Annotated in this window: 16 protein-coding genes, 2 tRNA genes and 1 other RNA gene; 6 read left to right on the top strand and 13 right to left on the bottom strand. The window is 70.0% G+C overall.

The window, feature by feature from the left end:
- Positions 1–50 precede the first annotated feature (50 nt).
- The 6 genes from AB0M88_RS17795 to ffs all read right to left on the bottom strand — a co-directional run bounded on the left by AB0M88_RS17795 (position 51) and on the right by ffs (position 8,120).
- A complete protein-coding gene (locus AB0M88_RS17795; RefSeq protein ID WP_364102636.1) occupies positions 51–1,832 on the bottom strand; it encodes an ABC transporter substrate-binding protein in 1,782 nt (593 codons plus the stop codon).
- 76 nt (positions 1,833–1,908) lie between these two features.
- Positions 1,909–2,916 (bottom strand): ABC transporter permease, encoded by a 1,008-nt coding sequence (locus tag AB0M88_RS17790; RefSeq protein ID WP_364102633.1) that lies wholly within the window; start codon positions 2,914–2,916, stop codon positions 1,909–1,911.
- Between the two features lie 407 nt (positions 2,917–3,323).
- Positions 3,324–3,917 (bottom strand): recombination mediator RecR, encoded by a 594-nt coding sequence (gene recR / locus AB0M88_RS17785; protein WP_364102630.1) that lies wholly within the window; start codon positions 3,915–3,917, stop codon positions 3,324–3,326.
- 4 nt (positions 3,918–3,921) lie between these two features.
- A complete protein-coding gene (locus AB0M88_RS17780; RefSeq protein ID WP_364102693.1) occupies positions 3,922–4,221 on the bottom strand; it encodes a YbaB/EbfC family nucleoid-associated protein in 300 nt (99 codons plus the stop codon).
- Positions 4,222–4,386: 165 nt separating this feature from the next.
- Complete coding sequence (locus AB0M88_RS17775; protein WP_364102627.1) at positions 4,387–7,941, bottom strand: DNA polymerase III subunit gamma and tau; 3,555 nt, start codon at positions 7,939–7,941, stop codon at positions 4,387–4,389.
- 82 nt (positions 7,942–8,023) lie between these two features.
- Positions 8,024–8,120, bottom strand: an RNA gene (gene ffs / locus AB0M88_RS17770) — signal recognition particle sRNA small type.
- A gap of 82 nt (positions 8,121–8,202) precedes the next feature.
- Between ffs and AB0M88_RS17765 the strand changes: the two genes are divergently transcribed.
- A tRNA-Ser gene (locus tag AB0M88_RS17765) sits at positions 8,203–8,290 on the top strand.
- A gap of 62 nt (positions 8,291–8,352) precedes the next feature.
- Here AB0M88_RS17765 and AB0M88_RS17760 read toward each other — a convergent pair.
- Both AB0M88_RS17760 and AB0M88_RS17755 read right to left on the bottom strand, forming a co-directional pair.
- Positions 8,353–8,700, bottom strand: coding sequence for an STAS domain-containing protein (locus AB0M88_RS17760; RefSeq protein ID WP_364102624.1), 348 nt, complete (start codon positions 8,698–8,700; stop codon positions 8,353–8,355).
- A 763-nt stretch (positions 8,701–9,463) separates the two neighbouring features.
- A tRNA-Ser gene (locus AB0M88_RS17755) sits at positions 9,464–9,553 on the bottom strand.
- 138 nt (positions 9,554–9,691) lie between these two features.
- Between AB0M88_RS17755 and deoD the strand changes: the two genes are divergently transcribed.
- Entirely contained in the window at positions 9,692–10,399 is a 708-nt protein-coding gene (gene deoD, locus AB0M88_RS17750; RefSeq protein WP_364102622.1) for a purine-nucleoside phosphorylase, read from the top strand.
- A gap of 116 nt (positions 10,400–10,515) precedes the next feature.
- On the opposite strand, the gene AB0M88_RS17745 is transcribed toward deoD, so the two are convergent.
- The 4 genes from AB0M88_RS17745 to AB0M88_RS17730 all read right to left on the bottom strand — a co-directional run bounded on the left by AB0M88_RS17745 (position 10,516) and on the right by AB0M88_RS17730 (position 12,222).
- Entirely contained in the window at positions 10,516–11,001 is a 486-nt protein-coding gene (locus tag AB0M88_RS17745) for a nucleoside deaminase (RefSeq protein ID WP_364102690.1), read from the bottom strand.
- Positions 10,965–11,483, bottom strand: a complete 519-nt coding sequence (locus AB0M88_RS17740) for a tRNA adenosine deaminase-associated protein (RefSeq protein ID WP_364102620.1) — start codon at positions 11,481–11,483, stop codon at positions 10,965–10,967. The genes AB0M88_RS17745 and AB0M88_RS17740 overlap by 37 nt, the downstream gene beginning before the upstream one ends.
- A gap of 91 nt (positions 11,484–11,574) precedes the next feature.
- Complete coding sequence (locus tag AB0M88_RS17735) at positions 11,575–11,748, bottom strand: hypothetical protein (protein ID WP_364102617.1); 174 nt, start codon at positions 11,746–11,748, stop codon at positions 11,575–11,577.
- Positions 11,749–11,850: 102 nt separating this feature from the next.
- Positions 11,851–12,222: a hypothetical protein gene (locus AB0M88_RS17730; protein WP_364102614.1), complete on the bottom strand. Its 372-nt coding sequence runs from the start codon at positions 12,220–12,222 to the stop codon at positions 11,851–11,853.
- A 235-nt stretch (positions 12,223–12,457) separates the two neighbouring features.
- Here AB0M88_RS17730 and AB0M88_RS17725 point away from each other — a divergent pair, with 235 nt between their 5' ends.
- Complete coding sequence (locus tag AB0M88_RS17725) at positions 12,458–13,417, top strand: prephenate dehydrogenase/arogenate dehydrogenase family protein (RefSeq protein ID WP_364102611.1); 960 nt, start codon at positions 12,458–12,460, stop codon at positions 13,415–13,417.
- A gap of 50 nt (positions 13,418–13,467) precedes the next feature.
- Positions 13,468–14,037, top strand: a complete 570-nt coding sequence (locus tag AB0M88_RS17720; protein WP_364102608.1) for a DinB family protein — start codon at positions 13,468–13,470, stop codon at positions 14,035–14,037.
- Here the strand turns inward: AB0M88_RS17720 and mtnA are convergent.
- Positions 14,034–14,996 (bottom strand): S-methyl-5-thioribose-1-phosphate isomerase, encoded by a 963-nt coding sequence (gene mtnA, locus AB0M88_RS17715; RefSeq protein WP_364102605.1) that lies wholly within the window; start codon positions 14,994–14,996, stop codon positions 14,034–14,036. The two genes, AB0M88_RS17720 and mtnA, sit on opposite strands and share 4 nt — an antisense overlap.
- Positions 14,997–15,111: 115 nt before the next feature.
- Here mtnA and AB0M88_RS17710 point away from each other — a divergent pair, with 115 nt between their 5' ends.
- Complete coding sequence (locus AB0M88_RS17710) at positions 15,112–16,176, top strand: PHP domain-containing protein (RefSeq protein WP_364102602.1); 1,065 nt, start codon at positions 15,112–15,114, stop codon at positions 16,174–16,176.
- A 39-nt stretch (positions 16,177–16,215) separates the two neighbouring features.
- Positions 16,216–17,883, top strand: a complete 1,668-nt coding sequence (locus tag AB0M88_RS17705; protein WP_364102599.1) for a DUF885 domain-containing protein — start codon at positions 16,216–16,218, stop codon at positions 17,881–17,883.
- Positions 17,884–18,312: the final 429 nt, after the last annotated feature.

Raw genomic sequence — 18,312 nt, 5'->3', positions numbered from 1 at the left:
GCCTTCACCAACCCTTCGAAATGCTCGTTGCTATAGGGGTGCGGCGACTGTTACTTGCCGTCGCTGACGCCGAGCGCCTGGAAGTCGATCTGACCGAACGCGTTGTGGTAGTAGACGTTCGTGAGCCGCGGGTTGCGGTAGTTGAGCGCCTTCGACGACACGACGGGCAGGTAGTAAGCGCCTTCCATGACCTTGTGGTTGATCTGGCTGTAGTCGTCGTTGGCCGCCGCCGGATCGGTCTCGAGCTGCGCCTTGTCGAACAGGGCGTCGATCGAGGGGTCCTTGATCTCGGGGAGGTTGTAGTTACCGTTCGCCGGGATGAAGCGGCTGTCGACCAGCGGCTGCATGTAGCCCGAACCGGTCGGGTAGTCGGCGCCCCAGGCGGCCATGATGATGCCGTAGTTCTTCTTGGCCACGTTGTCCGGCGAGCCGGTGATCGAGGCCTGCTGCGCACCGTCGTACTGAGCGATCGTGGCGTTGATGCCGACCGCCTTGAGCGACGCCTGCAGCGCCTCGGCGGCCTTGACCTCGGTGTCGCGGTTGTTACGAGCCGTGATCGTCACGTCGAAGCCGTTCGGCTTGCCACACGCGGCCAGAGCCTGCTTCGCCTTGTCCGGCTGCGGCTTGCCCTGCAGACGACCGAACGGGTCGTAGTTGGTGTCCGAGCCGCCGATCGTGCCGGGCAGCATGTTGGTGCCGATGTCGCCACCGGCGACCGGGCCGCCGAAGGCGGTCTGCATGCTGGTCGGGTCGGCCGCGTAGATGACCGCCTTACGGCAGTCGATGTTGTCCAGCGGCTTGACCGACGTGACCAGGCCGGCGTAACGGAGGAAGCCGGTGACCGGGTCGTCGGCGTTCGCCTTCAGCGTCGGGTCCTGCAGGATCTTGGCCCGGGCGGCGGTCTGCACACCGGTCTGGCCGGCGTCCAGGTCGGCCGTGCCCGCGGTGAGCCGGCTGTCGAGGTCGTCCTGGTTGGTGGTGACCGTCAGGTTGACCGCGTCCGGGAGCGCCTTACGGATCGGGTCGGTCGCCGGGTCCCAGTTCGGGTTACGGACCCAGGCCACGCTCTTACCGGGGACGATGCCGCCCGGCTTGAACATGTAGGGGCCGGACGAGGCCGGGGCCAGGCCGTACTTCGCGCCGGTGTCCCGCTTCTGCGGAACCGGGCCCGAGCCGGGCATCGCGAGCAGGTACAGGAAGTCCGAGGACGGCTTCGCCAGGTGGAAGATGATCGTCGAGTCGTCCGGCGTCTCGACGGTCTTCAGACCCAGGTGGTTCGGGTCCTTGTCCTTGTACGGGCCGGGGTACTTCTGGCCCTGGTCGAGCAGGCCCGGGAGGTAGACCGGACCACCCGAGATGACATCGGTGGCCCAGACGCGCTCGATGCCGTACTTGATGTCCTTCGACGTGATCGCGCTGCCGTCGTCGAACTTGACGCCGCTACGCAGCTTGAAGGTGTAGGTCTTCTTGTCGGCGCTGATCGTCGGCTCGGCCGAGGCCAGGTCGGGCACCAGCGTCAGGCCGTCCTTGCCCGGCTTGGCGGCGTAGTCGACCAGCTTGCGGGTGTAGAGCCGGTTGAGGTTCCACACGAACGCGTAGTACGCCCGGGCGGGGTCCAGGCTGTCGACGTCCTGAGCGGACCAGAGGTTGAGCGTGCCGCCCTTCTTCGCGCTGGCGTTCACCACGCTCGTGACGGCCGCGTTGTACGCGGACTTGCCGTTCGTCGAGCCGCCGCTGGTTGACTTCGAGTCGCTGCCCCCGCCGCACGCGGCGGTTGTCAATCCGATAGCGGCGGCGATACCCGCTGCCGCTATCGCCTTTGTGCGTGCCACCTAAACTCCTACCTTCTCGAACAGCGAACCGCCCCGGCCCGCCGATCATGCGGTTTTTCTTTCCACAGCCCCTGTGTCAGCGGGCTTTCGGGTCCAGCGCATCGCGGAGGCCGTCACCGAAGAGGTTGAAGGCCAGCACGATGATGAAGATCATTCCGCCCGGAATGATCATGTACATGGGGTCGGTCCGGTAGGTAGACACGGCGTCCGACAACATGCCGCCCCAAGACGGATTCGGCGGCGGGATACCGACGCCGAGGAAGCTCAGTGCCGCCTCGGTAAGGATGTTGGTCGGAATGATCAGCGTCGTGTAGACGAGGATCGGGGCGGCCAGGTTAGGCAGCAGCTCACGGAAGAGAATGCGCGGCGAACGCGCACCGAGGCTTCGAGACGCTTCGACGAACTCACGTTCGCGCAGCGACAGGGTTTGACCACGAACGATTCGGCCGATGTAGGGCCAGCCGAAGAACCCGATGACGCCCACCAGCACGAGCACACGCGACCATCGGCCGCCGAGCCCGGCGAACGAGGCCGGCAGCACCGACACGAGCGCGATGGCGAACAGCAGCTGCGGGAAGGCGAGCAGGAAGTCCATCACCCGGCTGATCACCGCGTCGATCCAGCCACCGAGATAACCGGCGGCGAGACCGAAGATCGTGCCGAGGATCGTGGAGACGAAGGCGGAGAGGAACGCGACCGACAGCGACGTCTGAGCGCCGTACACGATCCGGCTGAACACGTCACGGCCGGTGGTCGGCTCGACACCGAAGATGAACTGCCGGCTGATGCCACCGAACTTGCCGATCGGCGTGCTGAAGGTCGGGTCGATCTGATCGTTGTGGAACTCGTCGATCGGATGACCGAGCCATTTGGTCAGCAGCGGAGCGATGAGCGCGACGATGATCAGAAGAATGACGACGATGCCACCGGCGATCGCCACCCTGTCCCTCTTCAGACGGCGCCAGGCGATCTGCTTGAGCGACCGACCGGCGATCACTTTCTCGCCGATGCTCCGCTCATCAGCCGCGTCGGCAACGGGCGTCGTCGACTCGTCCGTGATCGACGCCTCTGGGCCAAGCGACATCTATTCGCCGGTCCTCTCCCGGCGGCCAGTACGCACGGGAGCCCACGGTCGCCGGAGCGAGGGACAGCGATGACCCTTGCGACCGGTGACGATGGCCCACGTAGCGAACGGCAACCGATCGGTTATCGCATGCCTCGAGTGCCGACCCTCGTCACGCTCGGTCAGATCAGACCGATGCCACGAAGGCACTCGACGGCGGGTGTGGCCGCCATCGGAAGGAACATTCACCTAATGGGCGCCTCGGGTCAAGTTCGCCGACGGTACGCGGGTGGTTCCGTGTCTCCCTCGTGATGCGACTGTGACCTCTGGCCCCGAACAATCGGAAACTACCGCGTAGATGGCCTGCAAACAGTGAATCCGGGCTAAAACGCTGTCGGGCTGTGATGATCCTGTTACGGAAAGTGGATCTAGACCGCTCGACGTCCCTCGAACGCCCGACCAAGGGTGATCTCATCGGCGTACTCGAGGTCTCCACCCACCGGCAGGCCACTGGCCAAACGGGTGACCGCGATGCCCATCGGCTTGACCATCAGCGCCAGATAAGTCGCCGTGGCCTCACCCTCCGTGTTCGGATCTGTGGCGAGAATCAACTCCTTGACCTCGCCCGTACCCAACCTGAGCAGCAGTTCGCGGATGCGCAGGTTGTCCGGCCCGATGCCCTCGAGCGGATTGATGGCGCCACCCAGGACGTGGTAGCGCCCGCGGAACTCACCCGTCCGCTCGACCGCCACGATGTCCTTGGGCTCCTCGACCACACACAGCACCTCGTTGGTGCGGCGGGTGTCGCGGCAGACCCGGCACTGCTCCTCCTCGGCCACGTTGAAGCAGATCGTGCAGAAACGCACCTGCTCCTTGACCCGGCGCAGCGCGGTGGCGAGCCGGTTGACGTCGACCGAATCGGCGGAAAGCACGTGGAAGGCGATGCGCTGGGCGCTTTTCGGGCCGACGCCCGGCAGCCGCCCCAGCTCATCGATCAGGTCCTGGATGGCGCCTTCGTACACGGGATCAGAACCCCGGCAGAGACAGGCCGCCGGTCGCCGGACCCATCTTTTCCTCGGTCAGCTCCCGCTGCGCCTCGGCCGCGTTGTGAATCGCCGCGAGCACGAGGTCTTCGAGAGTCTCGACGTCCTCCGGGTCGACCGCCTTGGGATCGATCTTCACCGACTTGTATTCGCCCAGCCCGGTCACGACCACGGTCACCAGCCCGCCGCCGGCGGTGCCGGTCAACTCGGCCTCGGCCAGCTCGGCCTGCGCCTGGGCGACCTGCTGCTGCATCTTCTGCGCCTGCTTCATGATCTGCTGCATGTTCGGCTGTCCACCGGGGCGCATCGCACCGCTCCTCAAAAGTCGTTTAGGTCATCCCAGGTGACGGCCGTCAATACCACCACGGCCGAGCACCGCGCCCAGCGTAGCCGCCACGGCCCGCCCCGCCCCATTAGCCACGACCGCCCCGATCGGCGCGCCGGAGAATCAGCTTTCGCCAATCTTCTCCGCGCCGAATGCCTCCTGAAGCAGCCGCATCGCCTGCTGCTCACTGCTCTCCCGAGCGGTCTTCTCGTCAATCACGTCGTCAAGCGGCTCGTCCCCCGGATCGAACCCCTCATAACTCGGCGCACCCGAAGACCCGTCATATTCCGGGTCATAGGGCGCCTCCTCGGTCATCGACCCGTCGGACCAGGCCGAGTTGCCCGCCGTCGGCTTGCCACCCGCGCTGCGCGCATTGGCCGCGGCAGCCGCCGCCGCCCGCGCCGCCGCCAACCCACTGCTGGGCGCGGCGTTACGCCCGTTTCCCGTACGCCCGGAGCCCGCGCCCCCTGGCGCCCCACCGTCTCCGGCCGCCGACCCGTCCGGCCGTTGCGCCACCCCGGCCCCAGCGGCCGCCTTGGCCGCAGCCCGCGCGGCCGCCAACGCCCCAGCCGACCCGCCGCCCGCACCCGGCCCGCCGGGCGCACCCTGACCGCCGGGCGCACCCTGACCGCCGGGCGCTCCGGGGCCGGCCACACTCCGACCGCCGGCCCCCTGTCCGCCGGCGCTCGGACTACCGGACGCTCCTTGGCCAGCCGCGCTGCTCGCTTCTTGACCGGAGATGCCTCCGCCGGCCCGGCCGCCGCCGTCGCGATCGGGCGGCCCAGCCGTTTCAGTCCCGGCCGGACCTGCCGCGTGGTCGGAGGGTCCGGCCGCGCTCGCGCCGGAACTTCGCCCAGCCGGCGAGCCCATCGCTGCGGCATCGGGCCCGTCAACGCCGGGCGCGGCTCCGCTCCCCCCGGGCGCGGCTCCGCTCCGGCCGGGCGCGCTGGCGCCGTCGCCCCGATCGATCGCCGCCGCACCCATCGGCCCGTCGCCGCCGGTCGAGGCCGGTAGTGCACCCCGGCCTCGCTGCGCTGACGGCTCCGAGTCGTCCCGGTTCATGGCATCGGACACCCCGGGCGAGCCACCGCCGGCAATCCCCGCGCGCGGCGAGCTGTCATTGCCATCCGCCGTGCCACCCGGGTGCGCCGCCGAGTCGTCAGACGATGCCGCGCCGGAAGTGCCAGCGGCACTCACCGACCTGCCACCGAAGCCGACCGCCGAGTGATCGGCATCGAGCCGGGCGTTGTCGGGAGATGCCGCGCCCGAATTGCTCGCGGCGCCGGCCGAGCGCGCCTCCGAGTTGCCGGCGGCCGAGTGTTCGGCACCGGGCCGGGCGTTGTCAGGCGAGGCGGCGCCCGGGTTCCCCGCCGGGCCGCCGACCGCGCGGACCTCGGGCCAGTCGTCCTCGTCGTCGGCCGGCTGTTCGACCGCGGCCGGGGCTACGGTCGCGGACAGGCCACCCGGTTTGGCCGGTTCCGGCCAGTCGTCGTCGCTCGGGGGTGGGACGTCCTCGGCCCGGCGGCGGCTCTGCGGGGCCCGCTCAGAGGCGCGGACTGCCTGCTGGCCGCCGACGGGCGCGGCCTGGGCGCGCGGGGCCGCCGGGCTGCCGCCCGATCCGTTGCGCGCGGGACCGCCGCCGTTGCCGGGTGACGCGCCACGGCTCGGGGCACCGGACGTCGGAGCGACCGCCCCGCCCTCACCGGCCACCTCGCAACGGACCTGCCAGCGGCCGCCGAGTGCCTCGTAGAGCGCATTGGAGATCACCGACGCCTCGGGCGCGACCATCCGCGCGTGGGCCGGGAACCGGAACGTCAGCACAACGGTGTCACCGTCGAGGTCACGCACCGTGGCCCCGGAGGCGAGCGCCGCCACCTTCTTACTCTGGCGGCCGATCGCGGTGACGATTTCCGGCCACACTTCGCGCACGGCCGTCACGTCGAGTGCACCCGGCACGCCCGCGTTGACCGCGGCCGCCCCCGGCTCCTCCGGCGCGTCGGGCAGCACCCCGGCCGGCTCACTCCGCCGGGTCACCTGGGGCGGCACCGACGGCGAAGAACCCGCGGCTCTCCCGCCCGCCTCACCCCGTGACGCAGCCCCATCCCGCGACACAGCTTCGCCCCGGCCCGCATCCTCAGCCGGGCCCACAGCCTCAGCCGCAGGCGCGGGTTCAACCCGAGGCGCGGGCTCGGCCTGCTCGAAGTCGGGCTCCGGCTCGTCGTCCCACGGCGGCTCGTCGTCATGATCAGGCCCGGCCACCGCCCCCGGAGCAGCAGCCGACGTGGGAGCAACGGTCGCCGAAACCGGGACCGGCTGAGGCGCTGCCCGGCCGCCGGAACTGCCGGTGGTCGCCCGTCGGCCGGCCGCGGCCGCGGCGGCGGCCCGGGCTGCCGACAAGCCACCCCCGGCCGAGGCGGCACCGGCCGCGCCGCCGGAAACCGCGACCTCGCCGTCGCCGGTCGCGGCCACGGCGAGCTCGGGGGGCGGGGGGAGCTCACCGCGTACGGAATCTCCGGCGAGCGTGAGCCGCCGCTCCATGCGCTCCAGACGCTGAAGCACCGCGCCCGACGAGTCGTCGGCGCCCGGCAGGAGCATGCGGGCGGTGATCAGCTCCAGCAGGAGGCGGGGGGCCGTCGTGCCGCGCATGTCGACCAGGCCGTTGTGCACGATGTCGGCGCAGCGGGAGAGGGTCGCCGGGCCGAGGCGGGTCGCCTGGGCGGCCATCATCTCGAGCTGGTCGGCCGGGCCGTCGATGAGGCCCTTGGTGACCGCGTCGGGCACCTGCTGCATGACGATCAGGTCGCGGAAGCGTTCGAGCAGGTCGGAGGCGAAGCGCCGCGCGTCATGGCCGGCCTCGGCGACCCGGTCGATCGTGCCGAACGCGGCGGCTCCGTCGCCGGCCGCGAGCGCGTCGCACATGTCGTCGAGCAGGGTGACGTCGGTGACGCCGAGCAGGGCGACCGCCCGGGCGTAGCTCACGCCGTCGGGGCCGGCGCCCGCGATCAACTGGTCGAGCACCGAGAGGGAGTCTCGGGCGCTGCCGCCGCCCGCGCGCACGACCAGCGGGAAGACCGCCGGCTCGACCGGGACGCCCTCGGCCTCGGTGAGCTGCTGCAGGTAGGGCCGCAGGACCGCCGGCGGGATCAGCCGGAACGGGTAGTGGTGGGTGCGGGAGCGGATGGTGCCGAGCACCTTTTCCGGCTCGGTGGTCGCGAAGATGAACTTCACGTATTCCGGCGGTTCCTCGACGAGCTTGAGCAGCGCGTTGAAGCCAGCCGGCGAGACCATGTGGGCCTCGTCGATCACGTAGATCTTGTAGCGGCTGCTGGCCGGCGCGAAGAACGCCTTTTCGCGCAGGTCGCGGGCGTCGTCGACGCCACCGTGGCTGGCCGCGTCGATCTCAATGACGTCGATCGAGCCGGCGCCGTCGTTGGCCAGCGACTTGCACGAGGCGCAGACGCCGCACGGCTCGGGAGTCGGGCCCTGCTCGCAGTTGAGCGAGCGGGCCAGGATGCGGGCGCTGGACGTCTTGCCGCAGCCGCGCGGGCCCGAGAAGAGATAGGCGTGGTGCAGCCGCCCGCTCCGCAGCGCCTGCGACAACGGCTCGGTGACGTGCTCCTGGCCGATGATCTCTGCGAACGTGCGTGGACGGTACTTGCGATAGAGCGCGAGTGCCACTACCCCTCCTCAACGACCGCGCCATTGTCCGTCGGGGGTACGACAAGAACCAAGCCGGTGCGGCAACGCGAGGGGGTGGAAACAGAAGGACCCCCCGTGCACCCGTCAGAGCCCGTTTATCCTTGCTGCCTTCCGGCCCTGGGGAGGTTCACGAGATGCACGCCGCACGAGGGGCTGTCTGGAAGCCTACCGGGTCGCCCGACCGGCTCGGGCGCGACCCGGGCGCAGAGCCGAAGTCGGACCTCTTGTAGTCTGTCCGACGGAGGATTCGCCTAGAGGCCTAGGGCGCACGCTTGGAAAGCGTGTTGGGTTAACACCCTCACGAGTTCGAATCTCGTATCCTCCGCCACAAACTCATACAGATGGAGGCCGGACCAACGGGTCCGGCCTCTCTTGTCTTGTTCGTTGGGTTCAGGTTCCGAGTTGGGCCGCGGCGATCGCGTCGTCCACCTCGGGGAAGATCGCGAAGTAGCGGCTGAGCCCGACCGTCTCCATGAGCTGAACGAGGAACGGGTTGGCGCCGGCGAAGCTGAGCCACCCGCCGCGCGCGGTGATGACCTGTTTGCTGGTGATGAAGGCGCTCAGGCCGACCGAGTCGCAGAATTTCAGGTCGGTCAGGTCGACGACGATCCGCGGCACGGGACGCTCGAGCAGGTCGGCCAGCGTCTCGTGCAGCTGGTTCGCGGTGTCCGCGTCCAGTTCGCCCTTCAGGTGCAGCACGGCGACGTCCGGGCGGTGGTCGGTGACTTTGGCGTGCATGGCTGCTCACCCTAGATCCAGAAAAGCCATCGCCGCCGGACAATTAGTCCGGCATCAGACACAAAACGGACCGGATCCCAGGGGCAGTAGGGATCCGGTCCGTTGAGTAATTTCGGCTGGCCGATGATGTCAGGCGATGCGGCTCAGCCCGGCTCCTGGCGCTCCTAAAGCTTGCGCCACTGCCAGCGTGAACCACGCCACGCGTCTGCCAGGATCATGGCCGAGGCCTTGCCTGGACAGTGCTGCACCTTGGACTTTCCCTGCGGCCCACCCATCTGAGCCTCAACTTCCCAGGATTCGCCGTCGGTGCGGACGTAGACATCCCGGCGGGCGAGCCGGGTGTCACCATTCCACCAGTGATGCTCAACTCTCACATGACAAATCTAGGACACTTCACAGGGATCGGCGCCAGGCGATCTTGTGAATCTTTCTCACCACCCGGCCGAGTACGCATTGTCTGATCCGGTGGATTTGGTCCACGTGACTTGCGCGACACCCAGTGTATTAGGGCGGTCCACAGACTACTACACCGGGTAATCGGCGCAGCTAGCCTGAGCTGCCTCCGGAGGCCGAAACGCCGCCGTTACGCGGAGGACATCTGATCATGGACGACAACCGAACGGCGGAGGTCGCGGTAGGGCGGACGGAGGACCGCTCGACGGGCACAGAGCGTGATCAGAGACGAGGTCGAATCGCTGCCATGTGCACCAAGACGCGAATCGCCCGGTCAACTCCGAAGAGCTGCCGGGCGATCACCTTGCGTTGGCGGTGGTGAAGGGATTTGAACCCTTGGAGGGCTTGCACCCTCACACGCTTTCGAGGCGTGCTCCTTAGGCCGCTCGGACACACCACCGCGAAGTAGGTTACCGGACGCCGCGGGTGGGCCGCCGCCGGGTTACCCATTAGCTGAGCACGAGCCTCTGACCTGGCAGGATCGGCCGGGCAGCGAGAGGGCCGCGACGACGCGGCACGACAAGAGAGAAGACGACGCATGAGCGTGCACATCGGCGGGAAGCCGGGCGAGATCGCCGAGCGGGTCCTGCTGCCGGGCGACCCGATGCGGGCGAAGTGGATCGCCGAGACCTTCCTGCAGGACGCGGTCTGCTACACCGAGGTCCGCGGCATGCTCGGCTTCACCGGCACCTACCAGGGCGTTCGCGTGTCGGTGCAGGGCTCCGGCATGGGCATGCCGTCGGCGTCGATCTACACCCACGAGCTGATCAACGACTACGGTGTGGAGTCGGTCATCCGGATCGGCTCGTGCGGCGCGCTCGCCATGGACCTCAACCTGGGCGACGTCATCGCGGCGATCGGCTCGGCGACCGACTCCAACATGAACCGGGCCCGCTTCGACGGCCTGATCGACTACGCCCCGGTGGCCGACTTCGGTCTGTTGCGCACCGCGGTCGAGGTGGCCGAGCGGCAGGGCGTCTCGATGCGCGTGGGCCCGATCCTGGCCGCCGACGCGTTCTACACCGACCGGCCCGACCTCTACGACTCGCTGGCCGACTACGGCGTGCTGGCGGTCGAGATGGAGTCCGCCGCGATCTACACCATCGCGGCGCGCTACCGGGCCCGGGCGCTCACGATCCTCACGGTCAGCGACCACATCAAGACCGGCGACAAGATGGACTCGGCCCAGCGCGAAAAGGGCTTCGGCGACATGGTCCGAATCGGCCTGGAGACCGCCATCGCCTGAGCGGGCAACTCACGGCCGCGGCGGCCGGGCCCTCACCCGTACGCGAAGGGACCGCGACCCAACCGCAGGCGCGATCGCACCGGGCCGTTCGCCCAGCGGTCGCACCCGGCCGGCGGCTAACGGAAGAAGTCCCGCACGAGGGCCGCGCACTCCGCCTCGAGCACCCCGGAATAGACCTCCGGCCGGTGGTTGAGCCGGCGGTCGCGTACGACGTCCCAGAGTGACCCGACCGCGCCGGTCTTGGGTTCCCAGGCGCCGAAGACCAGGGTCGAGACCCGGGCCAGCACCAGCGCCCCGGCGCACATCGTGCACGGCTCCAGGGTCACCACCAGCGTGCAGCCGGTCAGCCGCCAGCTGCCGGTGAGCACCGCGGCCCGGCGCAGGGCCAGGATCTCGGCGTGTGCGGTCGGGTCGCCGCTCGCCTCGCGCTCGTTGCCGGCCGCCGCGAGCTCGCGCCCGTCGGCGTCGAAGATCACCGCACCGACCGGCACGTCTTCGGGGAACGCCGACGCCACCTCGATGGCGCGGCGCATCCACGTCTCGTGCCGGGGCGAGGCGGCCAGGCTCACGCCTCGCGCAACTCCTCGACCTCGTCGCCGCAGCCGATCTGCTGGCAGATCTCGGCGGTGACGTCGGCCGGCATCATGCCCTCGCGCCCGCAGAGTGTCAGCAGCCGGTGTGCGGTGACTCCGAGGTCGTTGAGCAGTTCGGCGTCGCCGACCGGGTCGGCGTCCGGGTCGGGATCCGGCGTGTCGTCGTCGTCATCGTCGGCCCGGGCCGCGGTCAGCTCGTCGATCTCGAGCGCCGGTGCCTCGATCTCGCCGAGCAGCATCGAGCCGATCCGCGACTCGTCGGCGAATGCCGAGTCGGAGCCGAACACGCGCAGGTCTTCGCCCTCGTCCAGGCGCAGTATGGCCAGGTATTGGTCGTCGCTCTCGACGAACAGCAGGGTCAGGCCGGCGTCCGGTTCGACGTCGCGCAGCGCGTCCACCACTTCGTCGATGTCGCCCAGTCCGGACAGGTCCAGCTCGGACGCGGTCCACCCGTTCTTGCCCCGGGCAACGGCGGCAGCGAATGTCGACAAGATTCCCCCCACGCGACTTTTGTCCTTCAGCGAGTGACGGTAGCGGGAACTGCGGCGGGCGCGACGCGCCACGCCTTGAGAAGCACGGAAGTCAGTTCACCAGGCGACGACGGATGGCGATGAGCTCACGGAGGCGGGCGCCGCGGAGGCGGCGCGGCTGGTTCGACTCGCGTGCCGCCTTGGCGTCGGCGAGGGCGGCCAGCAACTCCAGACGGCGCCGGCGGCGATTGGGGTCGGTGTCGAGCCGTTGCGGTGCGGGGGGCATGACCCCGACATTGACGGAGCCGCGAACCCTCGTCAAGGGCCAGTGCGGGCCGCGTTGAGGTCGGCACGATCGGTCGTCGAAGGCCTGTTCAGGTGCCGGTCGTCACCACAGCGGCCAGTTGTAAGTCGTGATCCATCGGGCGGCCACCAGACCAAGGGCGATCGACAGGCCGACCCCGGCCGCGGCAGCGACTCCGGTGGCCACGCCGCGGTCGCCGAGCAGGCCCAGAACCAGCGCGACCGCCCACGCCGTGATTCCGGCCACGATGGTCCACCACGCGTAGGTCGCGAGGTCGTGGCCGAGGCTGCCGAAGAGGATGAACCAGACCACAGCCGAGGCCAGCCCGGCGAAGAACGGGCCGGAGCGGATCGGGTGGGCCTCGCGGTAGACCGGCCGCGGCGGCAGGCCGGGGAAGAGCCCGGACGGGGGCCGCATCTGCGGTTGTCCCGACTGGTCGGGGGCACCGAAGCTCATGGCGCAACCCTATCCACCGTTGGAGCGCGGGGCCGCATCCTCGCCCAGAGATGCGGCCCCGCGCGGCCGGGAGGAAAGCCGGGCATCGGTGCCCAGGAGTGGAGGGCGCCGACACGATTACCGTAAACCGGTGCAATCTCGCTTCGCAGTCGTAAAACGGACGAAAGGTCTCAAGATCCGGCGGATACCAACCTGGCCGAACGGACGATCTTGAAGCGTGTGCGAGAGTTCCCGCGTGAACGTGGCAGTCATCGGACTGGGACTGATCGGCGGCTCGCTGCTGCGAGCGCTGGCCGCGGCCGGGCACCAGGTGACCGGCTTCGACGCCGACCCGGCGACCCGCGCGCTGGCCGCCGCCGCCGGCTACCGGGTGGCCGGCTCGGTGCCCGAGACGACCGACGGAGCCGAGGTGGTGGCCCTCGCGGTGCCGCTGACCGCGCTGCCCGAGGTGATCGCCGGCCTGGCCGGGCACGAGGGGCTGATCACCGACGTCACCTCGGTCAAGAGCCCGGTGCTCGATCTGGCCCGCAAGCACGGGCTGCCCCGGTTCGTCGGCGGGCACCCGATGGCCGGCCGGGAGACGTCCGGCTTCGCGGCCGCCGACCCGGCTCTGTTCGCCGGCTGCGTGTGGGTGCTCGGGCTGGAGCCCGAGACTCCCCTCGACGACTGGCTGACCCTGGCCGCGCTGTGCACCTCGCTCGGCGCCCGCGTCGTGCCCGCCACCGCGGCCGAGCACGACCACGCGGTCGCCCAGGTCAGCCACGTACCGCATCTCCTGGCCGCCGCGCTGGCCCGGCAGCTGGCCGGCAACCCGCTCGCCGGGGTGCTGGCCGCGGGCTCGTTCCGCGACGGCACCCGGGTCGCCGCGACCCGGGCCGAGCTGACCGCGGCGATGTGCGGCGGCAACGCGACCGAGGTCGAGCACACCCTGCACGCCCTGCTCGGCGACCTGCACCACCTGCACGACCTGCTCGAGACGCCCGATCCGATCGCGGCGCTGATCCCGCCACTGGCCGCCGCCAGCGACCTGCGCCGGTCTTGGCCGCCACGCCCGGCCGACGGCGTGACCGAGATGCCGGCCGAGGCGGGCCCGCTGCTCGCGCTGGGCCGGGCCGGGGGCTGGGTGGCCGAGGTGGCCGAGGATCGCCGGACGCTGAAAACAAAGCGGCCGGAAACTGACCTGAATCACTCCTAGCTTGGAGTCCGACGGAGCAACGAAGTCGGAGCAACGCAGAGGAGACGGACATGGCCGGTCAGGTCGGAACCATCAGCAACGAGCAGGAGGGCCTGCTGGCCTCTCTCGTCCAGGCGCGTTACTCGCTCAGGATCACCGCGTACGGCCTGAGCGACGAGCAGCTGCGGGCGGCGCCCAGCGCCAGCCCACTGAGCGTCGGTGGACTCATCAAACACTGCGCCTCGACCGAGGAGGGCTGGCTCGGCACCATCCGGAACGAGCCGCAGGTGGTCGACTACGACGCGTACACCCGGAACTTCGCCCTCGCCGAGGGCGAGTCGATCGACGAGGTCTTCGCCCGCTATGACCGCGTCGCCGCGGAGACCGAGAAGACGGTGGCCGAGATCGGCGACCTCGGGCACCGGATCCCGGTCGATCACTCGGTGCCGTGGAACCGCAAGGACATGACCCATTTCACCGTCCGCTGGATCCTGCTCCACCTGATCTACGAGACCGCGCGGCACACCGGCCACGCCGACATCGTCCGCGAGACGATCGACGGCGGCACCGCGTTTCCGCTGCTCGCGGCAGCCGAGGGCTGGCCCGAGACGCCGTGGCTCAAGCCCTGGCAGCCCGCCTAGGGGCGTTCGCCGCGGTCGAGGCGGATCACCCGGCGATCGGTGACGATCGCGGTGACCAGGTCGCGCGGGGTCACGTCGAAGGCCGGGTTGACCGCCTCGGCCCACGGCGTGACCTCGGCCGACCCGCGGTCCTCGATCTCCACCGCGGCGCCGTGGGGCGTGCTCACGTCCACTGTCGACTCCGGCGCGACGACCACGAACGGCAGTCCGGCCCGCCGGGCACCGAGCGCGTGCGAGTACGTGCCGATCTTGTTGATGACGTCCCCGTTGGCGCAGATGCGGTCGGCCCCCAGCACCACGCCGTCGACCTCGCCCCGCGCCATCAGGAACGGGCCGGCCGAGTCGACCGCCACGCGGTGCTCGATGCCCCAGCGGGACAACTCCCACGAAGTGAGCCGGGCGCCCTGCAGCAGCGGCCGGGTCTCGCTGGCGACCACCCCGGCCAGGGCACCCCGGCGGTGCAGCTCATAAAGCACGCCCAGCGCCGTGCCGAGCTCGACCGCGGCCAGGCCACCGGTGTTGCAGTGGGTCAGCAGCCGCGGCCGGTCACCGCACAGGCCGACCAGCAGGTCGGCCCCGCGGGCCGCCATCGCCTGGGACGCGACGATCTCCTCGTCGCGGACCGCGTACGCCTCGGCCAGCACCGCCTCCGGGCCGTACCCGATCCGGGCCGCCGCGCGCCGGACGCCCCGGGCCAGGTTGACCGCGGTCGGCCGCGCGGTCTCCACCTTCTTTACGGCCACGGTCAGCGCGGCCGGGTCGTCGGCGTGCACCCGGGCGGCGAGCGCGACACCGAACGCGCCGGCCACGCCGAGCGCCGGCGCACCGCGTACGGCCAGGGACTGGATCGCCGCGATCAGCTCGGGCACGGTGTGCAGCCGCAGGATCCGCAGCTCGCCCGGGAGAGCGGTCTGGTCGATGATCTCGATGGCGCCGTCCACCCAGTCGATCGTCCGCATGCCCGCGAGCTTAGGCGGTGTTTCGTAATGGGGGCCGGAGCGAGGCGAGTCTCAGCCGCCGCCCTGTCCCCATTACGAGATACCGCCTAGGGCTCCGAGTCCTAAGGTGGGCGGCATGGCATCTCGTGACCCGGTCGCCGATCTGCGCCGCATCGCCTTCCATCTGGAGCGGGCGAACGAGGCTACTTATCGCGTCCGCGCCTTCCGCTCGGCCGCGGCCGCGGTGTCCAAGCTGAGCGAGCCGGAGCTGACCGAGCGGGCGGCGGCCGGCACGCTGGCCGAGCTGTCCGGGGTGGGCGACGTGACCGCCCGCTGCATCACCGAGTCGCTGGCCGGCGAGGAGCCGGTCTATCTGCGACGGTTGCTCTCGACCGCCGGCTCCGACCTGCAGGGTGCCGCGGCCACGTTGCGCGACGCGCTGCGCGGCGACTGCCACTGCCACTCCGACTGGTCGGACGGCGGCTCACCGATCGAGGAGATGGCGCTCGCCGCGGTCGAGCTGGGCCACGAATATCTCGTGCTCACCGACCATTCGCCGACGCTGAAGGTGGCCAACGGGCTGACCCCGGCCCGGCTGCGCCGGCAACTCGACCAGGTGGCCCGGCTCAACGACGCGCTGCCCGACGGCTTCCGCGTCCTGACCGGCATCGAGGTCGACATCCTGGCCGACGGCTCGCTCGACCAGGAGGACGCGCTGCTGGCCCGGCTCGACGTGGTGGTCGGCTCGGTGCACAGCAAGCTGCGCGACGAGTCGCCGCGGATGACCAAGCGGATGCTGGCCGCGATCGCCAACCCGCATCTCGACGTGCTCGGGCACATGACCGGCCGCAAGGTCCTGGCCAAGGGCGACGGCGACCGGGGGCACCGGGGCGGGCGGACGCGGCCGCCGAGCACGTTCGACCTCGACCGGGTGATCGCCGCGTGCCTCGAGCACGACAAGGCGATCGAGATCAACTCTCGGCCGGACCGGCTCGACCCGCCCAAGCGGATGCTGACCGTGGCGGTCGAGGCGGGCTGCAAGTTCACCATCGACACCGACGCGCACGCCCCGGGCCAGCTCGACTGGCTGGGCAACGGCTGCCAGCGGGCGGCGCTCTGCGCGGTGCCGGTGGACGACGTGGTCAACACCTGGCCGCTCGACAAGCTGCTCGCCTGGACCAGCACTCACGGTGCAAATTAAGGGACGCGCTTTCCCGGTCGGCGTCGGTAGGGTCGGCGGGTGGGACGAATTGATGACCTCGCGAACCGTTACGTCGATGAATGGGCCGAGCTCAGCCCTCTCGGCGCCACCTATACCGGCATCGCCGGGCACGACGGGCTGACCGACGACTTCTCGCCGGCCGGCTTCGAGGCCCAGGCCGAGCTGACCCGCCGCACCCTCAACGACCTCGACGTGATCGAGCCCGAGCACGAGTCGGAACAGGTCGCCAAGGAGGCCATGCAGGAGCGGCTCGGCCTGGAGCTGGCCCGGCACGACGCCGGCGCGGCGGCCGAGCTGAGCGTGGTCAGCAGCGGACTGCACGCGCTGCGCGGGGTCTTCGACGTGATGCCCACCGAGGGCGAGGAGGCGGTGGCCGACATCGCCGCCCGGCTCAACGACATCCCGCGCGCTCTCGAGCAGTACAAGACCACCCTGCGCACCGAGGCCGAGGCGGGCCGGGTCAGCCCGCGCGCGCAGATGCTGGCCGTGGCCGAGCAGTGCGACGCCTGGACCGATCCCGACCGTGACGACTTCTATCGCGGGCTGGCCGGCCGGCTGACCGCGGGCGGCGCGCTGGCGGCCGAGCTGACCCGGGGTGCCGACGCGGCCACCGCGGCGACCGCCGATTTCGCCGAGTTCCTCCGCGACGAGCTCGCTCCGCGGGGCCGCGAGAAGGAGGCGGCCGGCCCGGAGCGCTACGAGCTGGCCTCCCAATACTTCCTGGGCGCCAAGGTCGACCTCCAGGAGACCTATCTCTGGGGCTTCGCCGAGCTGCACCGCCTGGAGCGCGAGATGGACGCGGTCTCGGCGGTCATCGCCGGTTCCGGCGCCTCGGTGGCCGAGGCGGTCGCGATGCTCGACGCCGACCCGGCCCGCAACATCGAGGGCAAGGAGGCGTTCCGCGACTGGATGCAGGCGCTGGCCGACAAGGCGATCTCCGAGCTGCACGGCACCCACTTCGACATCGAGGCTCCGGCCCGGCGCATCGAGTGCTGCCTGACTCCGACCAGCGACGGCGGCATCTACTACACGGGCCCGAGCGAAGACTTCTCCCGCCCGGGCCGCATGTGGTGGGCGGTGCCCGAGGGGGTCACCGAGTTCTCCACCTGGCGCGAGGTCACCACCGTCTATCACGAGGGTGTCCCCGGCCATCACCTGCAGGTCAGTCAGGCCCTGCTGCGAGCCGACTCGCTCAACCGCTGGCAGCGGCTGCTCTGCTGGTGCTCCGGGCACGGCGAGGGCTGGGCGCTCTACGCCGAGCGCCTGATGGACGACCTGGGCTATCTGCAGGACCCGGGCGACCGGCTGGGCATGCTCGACGGGCAGGCGCTGCGGGCCTGCCGGGTGATCGTCGACATCGGCATGCACCTCGAGCTGGAGATCCCGCGCGACAACCCGTTCGGCTTCCACCCGGGCGAGCGCTGGACGCCGGAGCTGGGCTGGGAGTTCCTGCGCGCGCACACCCGGGTGGAGGAGAAGCTGCTCCGCTTCGAGTGGAAGCGCTACCTGGGCTGGCCCGGTCAGGCGCCGTCCTACAAGATCGGTGAGCGCATCTGGCTCCAGGCCCGCGACGAGACGAAACACCGCAAGGGTGCCGATTTCGACTTGAAGACCTTCCACCGGGACGCTCTGAATCTCGGTTCGCTCGGCCTGGATCCGCTGCGAAAGGCGCTCGCTCGACTGTAATTCGTTCCGGACAGAACGGGCCTTTCCCTTCGGAAAGGCCCGTTTATCTGTATTTACGCAGTTACTGAGCGCACGAAAATATCGTAGAGCAATAGATCCATTACTCTACGTATAAGCCTCGGCTGATCACAATTACCATCCAACTGGAATCGTGCGGGTTTCCGCGCGGGCGAGTGACGGCTACGATCCTCGCGGTAACGCCCCAATGCTGCGGAACCGGTTTGGGCTGCGGATTCGTCTTTCGGCAGCCCGAACCTGAACGTTCGTTACAACCCTGACGGTGGCCCCCTGTATCCCCCGATCAGACGAGAGAACTCTGACCCTTGGAAAGGGGTTACTTGAGGTTTTCTCGGATAGATTGGCCCGGATCCGTGCGCCCGCCCGGCTACGGACAGTAGCCGAAATAACGGTCCATCACCTGTGGATGGC

The organism is Actinoplanes sp. NPDC051411 (genome assembly GCF_040682075.1).
Classification (GTDB): domain Bacteria; phylum Actinomycetota; class Actinomycetes; order Mycobacteriales; family Micromonosporaceae; genus Actinoplanes.
The sequence above is the reverse complement of the archived record's forward strand: the minus strand, read 5'-3'. Positions and strand labels throughout refer to the sequence as shown.